Genomic DNA, 12,248 nt, shown 5'->3' with positions numbered 1-12,248 from the left:
GCTAGCGCATGCCTAGTCCCACTCCAGGCCGCCGCGGCGCCACACGTACGCGTACGCGACGAAGACGGTGAGCACGAAGAGGAGCATCTCGACGAGCCCGAACATCCCCAGCCGGTCGAAGGTGACGGCCCACGGGTAGAGGAAGACGATCTCGATGTCGAAGACGATGAAGAGCATCGCCGTCAGGTAGTACTTGATCGGGAAGCGGCCGCCGCCTGGCCTGCGGAGTGGGCTCGATGCCGCACTCGTAGGCCTCCAATTTGGCCCGGTTGTACCGCTTCGGCCCGATGATCGAGGCCATCACCACGGAGAAGATCGCGAATCCGGCAGCGAGCCCTCCCAGCACGATGATGGGCGCGTAGGTGTTCACCGTCCCCCGCTCCTTTCAGTCGACAGTGACTGACGCTCAGACCGTCACCCGGTGCGAGTGAACCGTCACGCAGAGGCGAAGATCGCATCTATGTGAGGCAGTTCACAAGCCCAAGCTGCCCGCATCCTATGCCTGCCGGTCTGTGATCTGCGACACGGGGGTACGCACCAGCTTTGTGATCTCCACCACCTGGGAGATGATCATGAAGTCGGATGAGCGGCGATCTTGTGGCGGAACTCGTCCAAACGATCACTTCAGGTCATTTTTTTCGGCGTTACCGCTGGTCAGTGCGGCGCTCGCACTATCAGCCCGAGCACGGCCCAGGCAAATTGGAGATGGACCGAAGGTCGTGATAGCGGCTGCCGACCCGGCCGGGTGACCCGGGGAACCCGGGACTGACGCGTGTGAACGCGTGCACGAGCGCATACGTAACCAGCGGTCGGAAAACGCCCCAAAGCACGCCCGAACCAAGATCCCGAAACGGGCAATTGGGCCGTGAGCACGTCAAGTGTGGCGCATCCCACCTTTGTTGAACGGAACCTTTCGTTCCTGATAGCCAGAGACGCATGTCCCCGAACCAGGTGCGGACCCTGACGTCCGCTGCGCATACCCATACAGATGCCGAGGCGAGGCCCCATACCGGCCGCCGACGGCACGCGGCGCCCCGCGATCCCCACTGGGCTCGCCGGGCCGGACTCGTCGGCGGTGTCGTCAGCGCGCTCGCTCTCAGCGGCGCGGCCGCTCCGGCCATGGCCGACAACACGCACCACCGTCCCTCCCCCGCCCACCCGCGGGCCACCGGGTCCGCGCCGTCCTCGCCGTCCTCGGCGCTCGCGTTCCTGTCGACGGGCGCCGGCGCCCGGCAGGCCGCCGACGCGGTCGGGCAGTCCGCGGTCCAGGCCCAGCTGGCCGCCGTGCGCCAGCACGACGCCGCGGCGGCCGCCAAGAGCGCCGCCGCCGCGAAGAAGGCGGCGCAGCTCAAGGCCGCGAAGGCCGCGGCGCTACTGAAGGCCGCGCGGGAGCGGGCGGCCGCGCAGGCTGCCGCGTCGCGCGCGGCGCGGCGCACCGCGCTGCACGCCGCCTCGTCCGGGTCGTCGTCCTCAGCGTCCTCGTCATCCTCGTCGTCCGCGACACCCTCCGCGTCCGCGACCGCGAGCACCACCGTGGGGCCGGCGTCCTCCAGCAAGGTCGACCAGCTGATCGCCTTCCTGAAGTCCCAGCTGGGCAAGCCGTACGTCTACGGCGCGACCGGCCCCGACTCCTACGACTGCTCGGGCCTGACCCAGGCCGCGTTCGCCTCCGTGGGCGTGACCCTGCCGCGCACCTCGCAGGAGCAGTCCACGGTGGGCACCCCGGTCTCCACCTCGGCCCTCCAGCCGGGCGACCTCATCTTCTGGGGCGGCGAGGGCAGCGCCTACCACGTCGGCGTCTTCATCGGCGACGGCCAGTACCTGGACGCGGCCAACTCCTCGACCCCGGTCGCGATCCACCAGCTCGTGGACTACGAGCCCGACTGGGCGGTCCGCGTCCTGTGACCGCCTTACCCCGCCCCGACCGCCGAGGCCGCCGCGGCCTCCCCGACGAGGTCCGCGGCGGCTTTGGTGTACCTCCGGGCCTCAGCCCACGATCATCCGGCGCGTGAAGCCGTCGCGGACCAGCACCTCGTACGCTGCCCGCACCTCATCCGGAACCCGACCCCTTTCAGCGCCAGCCGTGCAGCGAGACCGCCGGGCCGCCTGCGAGGTAGCTGCGGAGGGCTTCGGCAGTGCTGGGGACGAACCGCTCGGGGAGCGCGTCGGTGGGAGTCCAGCGGACCTGGGCGTGTTTGTGGGGTTCGCGGTTCTCGGGTTCGCCGGTCCACGCGCGGGTGGCGAAGACGACGGTGAGGAAGCCGTTGGGCGATTCGACGCCCCAGGCTCCGTGGATGATGTGCGCGATGCGCAGATCCTCGGGCTTGACGATCAGGCCGGTCTCCTCGCGCAGTTCACGGACCGCCGTCCGCGTGATCGGTTCGCCGGGGTCGCTCTTGCCGACCGGCAGGTCCCACATCCCCTGGGCGAACTTGGCGTGCTCGCCACGCTGGAGCAGGACGACGCGATCGGTGTCCGGGTCGTGGACGATAACTGCCGCGACGAGCAGGGTCATGGAGTCCACCGCGGGCGCGAGGGCTTGCGGGCGGTCGTGGGTGTTCGGCTGAGCCACAAGAATCCCTTCGTCGGCCGTCGCTAGGGATGTTAGGCGACTGCGTCTCGTGCCCTGCGTGCAAGTTCGGCCGCGCCGGGCACTTTACGTCGTTGGTAGACAGCGAGGGTCGAGCGCAGCGACGTGATCGCCTTGCGGGTGCGGTCCGACGTCATTCCGCTCATCAGGTCCAGTGCTTGTGTCCAGGCCGTGACGGCTTCGTCCGCGCGTGCCTGGGCGGCGAGGCTGTCGCCGAGGTCGGCGTGCGTGAGCGCGTGGACACGCTTGTATGTCACCGCGTCCCAGCGGTGGAGGGCTTCCCGGTGCTGCCGCTCGGTACCGGCATGGTCCTCAAGATCGGTCAGGGTGCGGGCGGTGTGGCTCGCGACTGTTCCCGCAGCCGGGCCGCTGACGAGCGAGAAGCTGGGCTGAGGACGGCTGTCGCGGACAAGGGCATCCTCCGCCGACAGCAGCGCACGCGCGGCGCGCGCCTTCTCGCCCGTGGCGGCGTAGGCACGTGCATGGGTGATGTGGAGCAACGCTTCCGTCTGGCCGTCGACATGACCGAGCCCTCGCGCCAAAGCGCCCTCGATCAAGTCCACGCAGTGACGCGGCTGCTTCAAGCTCAGCGCCTGATGGGCCAGGGCGCGCATCATCCACGCGGCGTGGCCGTGCGGGTCGGCCTCGCAGGCGAGTTGGTGGCCGACTTGGTAGTACCTCTGCGCCGCACCCTCGTGTCCGAGGTCGTGGTGCTTCCAACCGGCCAGATAGGCCAGTTCGGCGACGGCTCCGAAAGCAGCCGCGCGTAAGCCCTCGTTCGGGTACCGCGCCCGCAGCATCGGCGCAGCGGTGTCCGCGAGATACGCGGTGACGGTCGTCAATCCATGGCCGCCGCCCAGGCGTTCATCAGCAACACTGAACGCGGTGGTGATCTGGCGGACCACGTCGATGTCTGCTTCACCCACCATCGCCTCACCCGTCCGCGCGCGGAGAATGCGGGCTGTGGCTTCATGGTCGTACCCCAACGGCATCGCCACCCCCGCACTGGTGAACGCGGCCACGGCCAGAAAGCGCCTGCGCTCCACATCGGCCCGGCCGAGATCCGTAGCCGTGACGACGGGATCGATGTCCGAGGGAATCGGCTCGGTGGTCTCCCGCAACCCGATCTCCGCCGACGTCACCGGCCGACCGGCCCTGCGGGACAGCGCCTCGGCCAGATACTGGCCTGCTTGTCCGGTCGGCTGCGTGCCGTTCACCCAGTGCGCCACCGCGGACTTGTTGGTCTGGAGCACCTCGCCGTTCTCCGCCGCGATGCGCCGCACGTCCTTCGCCAACGCCTCGTACGTGCACCCGACCGCGGCAATGGTCTCGCGGAGCTGCGAGTTGAGCCTTTTCGACGTCGCCACGACCCCTCCAGCCGGGGTTAAACCGCGTATACCGCTCTGCCTACCCACCACGCTACCCACGGCGCGTGACCGCCGGTTCACTTATCGAGAGCAAGCCAACCGCCTGTTCGGCCGGCGGCGATGAGCGAAGGACGCGTGCAATGAACGCAACACCGACCGTGCGCACGGACGAGGCGGCGACCCGACAACGGCAATGGCCGTACTCGCCACGCTCCGTGGGTCACGCGCGACGCCAACTCGCCGACGTGTGCGCCGAATCGGGAATGGCGCACCTCGCCGACACCGCCGCACTCGTGCTCTCCGAGCTGATGACCAACGCACTCCGACACGGCCGACGAACCCACGAACACGCGATCGCGACCCGGTTCACGCCGACCGCCGACGGAATGCGCGTCGAGGTCCACGACACCAGCTCGGCCCGGCCCCGGCTCAAGCAGGCCGCGACCGACGACGAAAACGGCCGAGGACTCGCCCTCGTGGACGCGCTCACCCACGGCCGATGGGGCGTAACCCCCACGACCACCGGCGACGGCAAGACCGTATGGGCCCTCATCGGCCCCGAGCCCGACTGAACCACAACACCACACCCCAAACCGGCACCAATCATCCGCGCAGAAAGTTACCCATGACCACCCACTCCACCACGCACACCCCCGCGCTCCTCCCCGTCTGCGGCGCCCGACGCACCCTCCCCGACCACCTCGTCCCCGTCGCCCACGCCCACACCCCCGCCAGCGCCACCGGCGACACCGAAACCGCACGCGTCGAACGCGACCTGCGCTGCACCCTCCAGGCCCACACCACCGGCGACCACCACGCCTACGCCATGCACCTGCCCGGCGCCGACACCGGCTCCCTCTGGGTCCGCTGGACCCACCCCCACGACCCCCTCGCCCTCACGGTTCTTCCGGACTGCCGCACCCGCGCCCCCGAACCCCTCGACGAAACCTGCTGCCAGTACGCCGACCACCCCGGCGGCCACTGCTACGAACTCACCGACCCCTGGCACCCCACCACCCAGCCCGCCTAACCGAACATTCGCCGTCGTGCCCCCGCCTCCGCAGGGTGCGCGAAACAACTGCTATGAAAGGAATCCGATGCAGCAGACCACCGTTCGTCCCTGGGGTGTCGGCCGGATGCGGCCGTACCCGAGCGCGTGCGTCCAGCCGTTCAGCTCCGTCGTCATCGACCCCACCACCCAGACCGCGGTGTTCCGCGACGCCGAGGGTCTGGTGGTGGAGATGGGCAAGCACGGCACGAGCAAGGGCACCGAGACCAGTCCGCAGTCCACCAACCTCGACAGTCGCAACGACACCGACCACGACCAGGACAGCAACCAGGACTGATGACGATGACCAGAACCGGGCCAGTGGTGGTGGCCACCGAGGCGGATGACCAGACCGCCGATCTGGTCATCACCGAACTCAACCGCCGCGGTGTTCCCGTGGTCAGGTTCAACCCCGCGGACATCGGCGCGGATCTGGCGGTCTCGGCCCGGTTCGGCACCTGCCCGGATCCCATGGACGGGCAGGTGCGCACCCCGTCGAGGACTGCCGATCTCACCAGCGTCCGCGCGCTGTACTGGCGACGGCCCACCTGGCCGGATTTCAACCGCTTGGAAGCGGACGACGCACGCTTCGCCACGGCTCAAGTGCGACACGGCCTCGGAGGCGTGCTCTACGCGCTGCCGAACTGCCGCTACGTCAACCACCCGTTGCGCAACGCCGAGGCCGAGCACAAGCCGTTGCAACTCGCAGTCGCCCAGCACCTGGGACTGACCGTGCCGCCCACCGTGGTGACCAATGACCTTGAACAGGCCCGGGAGTTCATGGGCGCGCACCGCGAGGTGGTCTACAAGGCGCTGCGCTGGACCCCTTACCGGCAGGGCGAGGTCGGGCTGACCACGTGGACCGAGCCGGTCACCGTCGATGAGTTGGACGAGTCGATCTCGGTGGTCCCGCATCTGTTCCAGGCTCGCGTGGACAAGGTCGCCGACCTGCGCGTGGTGGTCGTGGGCACCCGGGTGTTCGCAGTGCGGATCGACTCCGACCTGCTGGACTGGCGCAGGGACTACGACGCGCTCACGTACAGCGTGATCGATCTCCCCGACCGGCTGGCCACGGCTCTGATCGCCTGCCTGGAACACTTCCGCCTCGCCTCCGGCAGCTTCGACCTCGCCATCGACCGGGCGGGCGACATCCACTGGCTTGAACTGAATCCGAACGGCCAGTGGGGTTGGCTGGAGGACGAGACAGAGCTCGACCTGACCAGCGCCTTTGTCGATCTGCTCACGCAAGGAGCGTCATGATCCCGGACACCACAGCCGAGCGCCGCTCGCTCGCCGAGCGCCTGGCGCGAGGCGGCAACTTGATCAGTCCCGCGTGGCGGACTGCCGTCGAGGCCGTCCCACGCGAACTCTTCCTGCGGCCAGGCGTGTTCCTGCCCACGGACGACGCCCGGTGGCGGCCGGTCACCGCGCTCAGCGCCACCCCGGCGGAATGGGTGCAGATCGCCTACAGCGACCAGTCTCTGGTCACCCAGCTCGACGGCCACGTGACCGCCGGCCAGGTCACCGAACCCGTCAGCGGCTTTCCCACCTCCTCCTCCACGCTCCCGGCCACGGTGGTCGGCATGATCGAGGCGCTGGAAGTGGAGGACGGCCAGTCCGTGCTCGAAATCGGCACCGGAACGGGTTACTCGACCGCGTTGCTGTGCCACCGCCTCGGCGAGGACGGCGTCACCAGCGTCGAGGTGGACCCCGAGGTGGCCGCCCGGGCGGACGCCGCGCTGGAGGCGTGCGGCTTCTCGACCTGGACGGTCACCGGGGACGGTCTGCTCGGCCACCCCCGCCGGGCCCCGTACGACAAGGTGATCGCCACCTGCGCGGTCCGCCGCATCCCCTACTCCTGGGTGCGGCAGACCAGGCCGGGCGGGACGATCCTCGCCACGGTCGGCTCCTGGTCCTACGGAACCGGGCTGGCCCGGGTGACAGTCCGGGACGACGGCACGGCGGAGGGCAGGATCATCGGCCGGTCCTCCTTCATGCCCGCCCGGTCCCAAGCCGCCATGCCGCCGACCGGCGACCTCTCGGCCCGCGCCGCCTACGCGGACACCGAACGGCGCACAAAGATCCCGCCGCGGCTGCTGGACGAGTGGGTGCCCGCCTTCCTTGCGCAACTCGCCGCCCCCGGCGCCCAACTGGTCAACGCGGTGTCCGAAAGCGGTGAGCAGGCGGTGTACCTGTTCGATGCCGAACGGGAGTCGTTCGCCGCGATCGAGGGCGTCGAGGGGGAATGGGCCGTCCGCCAGGGCGGCCCTGTCGCCTTGTGGGACGCGGTCGAACGAGCGCTCTCCGCCTGGCAGGACACCGGACAGCCGGACATCACCGCTGTAGGCGTGCGGATCACCGACCGCTGCCACACCTACGAGATCGGCGGAAACCCGGACCTGCGATGGGAGCACCGCATCGTCTGACCACCCGGACGCGGGCTGGTGCGCCAGGGCCTACCTGGGGCGGTCTGCGTCCGGGCCCGGGGTCGCCAGGCCGGTGCGGTAGGCGATCACGACGAGCTGGGCGCGGTCGCGGGCGTCGAGCTTGGTCATCGCGCGCTGCACGTGGGCGCGGACGGTGAAGGGGCTGAGGTACATCCGCTCGGCGATCTCCTGGTTGGACAGGCCGGTCGCCACCAGGGCCACCATCTCGCGTTCGCGCGGGGTGAGCGCGGCCAGGCGCTCGGGGTGCTGCGGCCGGGCGTCGTCCGGCGTGGCCAGGAAGCGGGCGACCAGCGAGCGGGTCGCGGCCGGCGACAGCAGCGTGTCGCCCGCGGCGATCGTGCGTACGGCGTCCAGCAGTTCGTCCGCGCCGATGCCCTTGCCGATGAAGCCGCCGGCCCCCGCGCGCAGCGCCTGGGCGACGTGCTCGTCGGTCTCGTACGTGGTGAGGATCAGGATGCGGCTGCCGCGCAGCTCCGGGTCCGCGCAGATCTCCGCCGTGGCGGCGAGGCCGTCCACCTCGGGCATGCGGATGTCCATCACCACCACGTCCGGGCGCAGTTCCCGGGTGAGCCGCACCGCCTCCCGGCCGTCGCCCGCCTCGCCGACCACGGTGATGTCCTCGGCCGAGTCCAGGAGCATCCGGAAGGCGCCGCGCAGCAGCGCCTGGTCGTCGGCGAGCAGCACCCGGAGCGTCACCGCGCATCACCGTCCTCTCCGTCGCCGCCGCCGGCGGCGTCCCAGCCGTCCGGCACGTCCGCCGCGTCCGCGTCCGCCGCGTCCGCGTCCGCCGCGTCCTGTGCGTCGCCGCGCTGCCGGAAGGGCAGGTCCGCGGTGACGAGGAAGCCGCCCTCCGGGCGCGGGCCCGCGGTCAGGCGGCCCCCGACCGCGGTGGCGCGTTCGCGCATCCCGATCAGACCGTAACCGGACGCGCGGTCCCGCGCGGCGCCGGGAGCCGTCCTCGCGGAGCCGCCCGGTCCCGTACGGGCGCCGGGTCCCGTACGAGCACCCGTTCCCGTGCGGTCGCCGGCCGCCGACGCACCCGGTCCCGTACCCACATCCGCTCCCGTACGGCCGCCCGGTCCGTCGTCCGCGACGGTGAGCGTCAGGCGCCCGCGGTCCCACGCGAGGCGCACCCTCGCCTCGGGCGTCCCCGCGTGCTTGGTCACGTTGGTCAGCGCCTCCTGGACGATGCGGTACGCGGTGAGGTCCACCCCCGGCGGCAGCGGCCTGGGCGTGCCCTGCTCGGCCCGCTCCACCCGGAGGCCCGCGCGGCGGAAGGACTCCAGGAGCGTGGGCAGCCGGGACAGCCCCGGCGCCGGTTCCGAGGGCGCGGCGCCCTGCGCGGACCCGGGCGCGGACGCCGGCCCCGACCCGGAGGCCCACCCGGACGCCGGCCCGGCGCGGACCCCGGCCCCGCCGCAGCCCCGGCCTCCTCGTCGGGCTGGCGCAACAGGCCCACCGTCGCCCGCAGTTCGTCGAGCGCGTCGCGGGTCGTACGGACCAGCTCGTCCAGGCTCTGGCGGGTCTGCTCGGGTCGGACGTCGAACAGATGGGCCGCGACCGTGGCCTGCGCGTTGGCCAGGGTGATCTGGTGCGCGACGAGGTCGTGCAGCTCGCGGGCGATGCGCACCCGCTCCTCGGCCACCCGCCGCCGCGCCTCGCGCTCCCGGGTCTCCTCGGCCCGCCGGGCCCGCTCCTCCACGGCCGCGAGGTACGCCCGCCGGGTCTGCACCGAGTGCCCGAGCACCCCGGCGAGCAGCGGGAACGCCGCCACCGCCGCCACCCTGCTCGCGTCCTTCCACGACAGGGCGCCGAGCAGCGGGGTGGCGGCGACCAGCAGCGCCACCGAGGTCAGCGCCACCGCGCTGGCCGCGTGCCGCCGCGTGCGCGCGGTGAGCGAGTACGCGGTGACCACGGCGGGCGCCACGATGAGCGGGCTCAGCAGCAGGCCGAGCGGCGTGACCAGCACGCCGACCGCGGTCGTGGCCGCCATCGCGGCCAGCGGCGCCCGGTGCCGCACCGGCAGCACGGCACAGGACACCACGGCGACGCCGTACGCGGCGAGGGGCGGCGCCGACAGCCCGCGGCCGTCGCTGTGCAGCATGCCGCCGAGCAGGCACAGGGCGAACGCCGCTGCCGTGACCGCCGCTTCCCGCCACCACGCGCCGCGCGGCCGCGGGTCCCCGCCGCGCGCGTCCGTCATGGCCAGTTCAGCGCCGGCGGAACGGGAACGGCCGCACCCGTGGCGGCACCCGGGCCGCGCCTGCTCAGCGCCTCGCCCTCGATGTCCACGTTCGGCAGCATGCGGTCGAGGATACGGGGCAGCCACCAGGCCCGGCGGCCGAGCAACGCCAGGACCGCCGGCACGATCGCCATCCGCACCACGAACGCGTCGAAGAGCACCGCCGAGGCCAGGCCGACGCCCATCGTCTGGATCGTCGGCATGTCCATCCCGACGAACCCGGTGAACACGCTGATCATGATGATCGCCGCCGCGGCCACCACACGCCCGCTGTGCCGGAAGCCCTGGACGACCGCCTCGGCCGGGGACGCGCCGTGGACGTACGCCTCCCGCATCCGGGTGAGCAGGAAGACCTCGTAGTCCATGGCGAGCCCGAACACGATGCCGATGATGAGGATCGGCATCAGCGACATGACCGGACCGGTCTGCTCGACGCCCAGCAGGTCCGCTCCCCAGCCCCACTGGAAGACCGCGACGAGGACCCCGAAGGCCGCGCCCACCGACAGCAGGAAGCCGAGGGCGGCCTTGACCGGGACCAGGACCGACCGGAAGACCACCGCGAGCAGCAGCACCGCCAGGCCGATCACCACGCTCAGGTACGGCAGGAGCGCGTCGGCCATGGCGTCGGAGATGTCGATGTTCATCGCGGTGGTGCCGGTCACCAGGACGCCCGCGCCGGTGTCCGCCTCGACGCCGGAGGCCGCGTGCCGGATGGCGTGCACCAAGTCCTTGGTCGCCTCGCTGTTCGGCGCGGTGGTCGGGACGGCGGTGAAGACGGCCGTGTCCTTCGCGTCGTCGAGCACCGGCTCGCCGACCGACGCGACGCCGTGCAGGGCCCGTACGGTCCTGGCCGTCAGGTCGGCGGCGACCCGGACGTCGGCGTGCCCCGGCGCGGACCCGTCCCCCCGCGCGGAGCCACCGTCGCCTCCGCTGCCGTTCCCGGAAGCCGACGCGTCGACGACCACCGTCAGCGGACCGTTGAAGCCGGGCCCGAAGCCCTCCGACAGCAGGTCGTAGGCCCGCCGCTGCGTGGTGTCCACCGACTTGGACTCGTCGCCGGGCAGCCCGAGTTCGAGGCTCAGCGCCGGTACGGCGACGGCGCCCAGGCCCAGCACCGCGACCAGCAGCACGGCCACCGGCCGGCGCAGCACGAACCGCGCCCAGCGGGCCGCCAGCCCCGGACGCCCCCGGCCCGGCCCGGCCGGACCAGCCGGACCGGCTCCTGGAACAGCCCCCGGAACAGCCGGACCGGCTCCTGGAGCAGCCGCCGGAACAGCCGTCGGCCGTACGGCCTTGCGGAGCCGCCGCGGCAGCACGCGCCGCCCGAACACCCCGAACAGCGCCGGGACCAGCGTCAGCGCGACGAGCACCGCGAGGCCCACCGCGCCCGCGCCGCCCAGGCCGATCCTGGTGAGTTCCGGGATGCCGACGACCCCGAGGCCGACCAGGGCGATGAAGACCGTCGCGCCGGCGAAGACGACGGCGGACCCGGCCGTCCCCACGGCGCGCCCCGCCGCCTCCTCCGGGTCGCTGCCCCGGGCGCGCTCGTCGCGGAAGCGCGAGGTGATGAAGAGCGCGTAGTCGATGCCGACCGCGAGCCCCAGCATCAGCGCCAGGATGCCGACGGTGGAGGTCAGGCCCAGCGGCACGGCCAGCGCGGAGATCAGGCCGAAGGCGATGCCCACGCCCAGGAAGGCGGTCAGCAGTGACAGTCCGGCGGCGACCAGCGACCCGAGCGCGAGGATGAGCACCACCGCGGCCACCGCCACGCCGACCAGCTCCGTGGTGCCGCCCGGCGACTCCTCGGAGTCCAGCGCAGAGCCGCCGATCTCCACGGTGAGCCCCGCGTCCCTGGCCCGGTCGGCGGCGTGTTCCAGGGCGCTCTTCGTCGCGGCCGTCAGGTCCACGGCGTCCACGGTGTAGGTGATCGTGGAGTACGCGACGGCGCCGTCCCGGCTGACCGCGCCGGTCCGGTACGGATCGGTGGCCGACGCGAGCTGACCGCTGCCGCCCGCTCCCGCGCTCTTGCCCGCGTCGGCGTCCGCTCCCCCTCCCGCGCCCTTGCCCTTGCCCTCGTCGGCGCCCGCGCCCGCGTGACCGCTCCCGCCCAGCGAGGCGAGCGCGCTCTCCACGGCCGCCCGGTTCGCCGCGGCCGTCATCCGCTGTCCGTCCGGCGCCCGGAACACCATCCGGGCCTCGGCGCCCTGCGCGTTGCCGTGCGGGAAGCGGGCGTCCAGCAGGTCGAACGCCTTCTGCGACTGCGTGCCCGGCATGGACAGGTCCTGGTCCTTCGCCTCCGGCGCGAGGACCGCCGCCGCCACGGCCGCCACCAGCACACCGAGCCACACCCGCGTCACCAGCCGGCGCCGCCGGAACGACCACCGTCCGATCCGATAGAGAATTGCCGCCATCCGTCGATCACTCCAGACACCGCTGCTCGGGCGGGAAGAAGGAAAAAGGGGAAGCGCGCGGAATCCGCGCACCTCCCACGCTCCCTTCCGGCGCCGCGCCGGACATCGTCCGCAGCCGCCGTCCTCACCTGGTGCGTACGGAC

Annotated in this window: 12 protein-coding genes and 1 pseudogene; 6 read left to right on the top strand and 7 right to left on the bottom strand. The window is 72.0% G+C overall.

All coding sequences use genetic code 11. From position 1 onward, the window contains the following. Positions 1-12 precede the first annotated feature (12 nt). Positions 13-370: pseudogene (locus VSR01_RS23460) on the bottom strand (NADH-quinone oxidoreductase subunit A). 749 nt (positions 371-1,119) lie between these two features. On the opposite strand from VSR01_RS23460, the gene VSR01_RS23455 reads away from it, so the two are divergent. Beyond that, positions 1,120-1,905 carry a C40 family peptidase gene (locus tag VSR01_RS23455; protein ID WP_326451127.1) on the top strand — a complete coding sequence of 262 codons (786 nt, stop codon included), beginning with the start codon at positions 1,120-1,122 and terminating at the stop codon, positions 1,903-1,905. A gap of 166 nt (positions 1,906-2,071) precedes the next feature. On the opposite strand, the gene VSR01_RS23450 is transcribed toward VSR01_RS23455, so the two are convergent. Next, the gene (locus VSR01_RS23450) at positions 2,072-2,572 is read right to left on the bottom strand and encodes an NUDIX domain-containing protein (protein ID WP_326451126.1); all 501 of its coding nucleotides are present in this window, start codon (positions 2,570-2,572) and stop codon (positions 2,072-2,074) included. 32 nt (positions 2,573-2,604) lie between these two features. Continuing rightward, positions 2,605-3,957: a tetratricopeptide repeat protein gene (locus VSR01_RS23445; RefSeq protein WP_326451125.1), complete on the bottom strand. Its 1,353-nt coding sequence runs from the start codon at positions 3,955-3,957 to the stop codon at positions 2,605-2,607. Between the two features lie 140 nt (positions 3,958-4,097). Here VSR01_RS23445 and VSR01_RS23440 point away from each other — a divergent pair, with 140 nt between their 5' ends. The 5 genes from VSR01_RS23440 (at position 4,098) to tgmC (ending at position 7,431) form a co-directional block, all read left to right on the top strand. Further along, positions 4,098-4,529, top strand: a complete 432-nt coding sequence (locus tag VSR01_RS23440) for an ATP-binding protein (protein ID WP_326451124.1) — start codon at positions 4,098-4,100, stop codon at positions 4,527-4,529. 53 nt (positions 4,530-4,582) lie between these two features. Next, positions 4,583-4,987 (top strand): hypothetical protein, encoded by a 405-nt coding sequence (locus tag VSR01_RS23435; protein ID WP_326451123.1) that lies wholly within the window; start codon positions 4,583-4,585, stop codon positions 4,985-4,987. A 67-nt stretch (positions 4,988-5,054) separates the two neighbouring features. After that, positions 5,055-5,303, top strand: coding sequence for a putative ATP-grasp-modified RiPP (tgmA, locus tag VSR01_RS23430; protein ID WP_326451122.1), 249 nt, complete (start codon positions 5,055-5,057; stop codon positions 5,301-5,303). A gap of 5 nt (positions 5,304-5,308) precedes the next feature. Then, positions 5,309-6,265, top strand: coding sequence for an ATP-grasp ribosomal peptide maturase (tgmB, locus tag VSR01_RS23425; protein ID WP_326453777.1), 957 nt, complete (start codon positions 5,309-5,311; stop codon positions 6,263-6,265). Beyond that, positions 6,262-7,431, top strand: a complete 1,170-nt coding sequence (gene tgmC / locus VSR01_RS23420; RefSeq protein ID WP_326451121.1) for an ATP-grasp peptide maturase system methyltransferase — start codon at positions 6,262-6,264, stop codon at positions 7,429-7,431. The genes tgmB and tgmC overlap by 4 nt, the downstream gene beginning before the upstream one ends. A 30-nt stretch (positions 7,432-7,461) precedes the next feature. Here tgmC and VSR01_RS23415 read toward each other — a convergent pair whose 3' ends face one another. Genes VSR01_RS23415 through VSR01_RS23405 form a run of 4 tightly spaced genes read right to left on the bottom strand, consistent with a single transcriptional unit; the run spans position 7,462 to position 12,105 of the window. Then, on the bottom strand, positions 7,462-8,148 hold the full coding sequence (locus tag VSR01_RS23415) for a response regulator transcription factor (protein ID WP_326451120.1): 687 nt from the start codon (positions 8,146-8,148) through the stop codon (positions 7,462-7,464). Beyond that, positions 8,145-8,663: an ATP-binding protein gene (locus tag VSR01_RS37900; RefSeq protein ID WP_442785522.1), complete on the bottom strand. Its 519-nt coding sequence runs from the start codon at positions 8,661-8,663 to the stop codon at positions 8,145-8,147. Before VSR01_RS37900 ends, VSR01_RS23415 begins: the two co-directional genes overlap by 4 nt. Then, the gene (locus VSR01_RS23410; protein ID WP_442785521.1) at positions 8,624-9,655 is read right to left on the bottom strand and encodes a histidine kinase dimerization/phosphoacceptor domain-containing protein; all 1,032 of its coding nucleotides are present in this window, start codon (positions 9,653-9,655) and stop codon (positions 8,624-8,626) included. Before VSR01_RS23410 ends, VSR01_RS37900 begins: the two co-directional genes overlap by 40 nt. Continuing rightward, the gene (locus VSR01_RS23405) at positions 9,652-12,105 is read right to left on the bottom strand and encodes an MMPL family transporter (protein ID WP_326451119.1); all 2,454 of its coding nucleotides are present in this window, start codon (positions 12,103-12,105) and stop codon (positions 9,652-9,654) included. The genes VSR01_RS23410 and VSR01_RS23405 overlap by 4 nt, the downstream gene beginning before the upstream one ends. Positions 12,106-12,248 lie beyond the last annotated feature (143 nt).

The sequence above is a fragment of the Actinacidiphila sp. DG2A-62 genome (assembly GCF_035825295.1).
Lineage (GTDB): Bacteria > Actinomycetota > Actinomycetes > Streptomycetales > Streptomycetaceae > Actinacidiphila.
The sequence above is the reverse complement of the archived record's forward strand: the minus strand, read 5'-3'. Positions and strand labels throughout refer to the sequence as shown.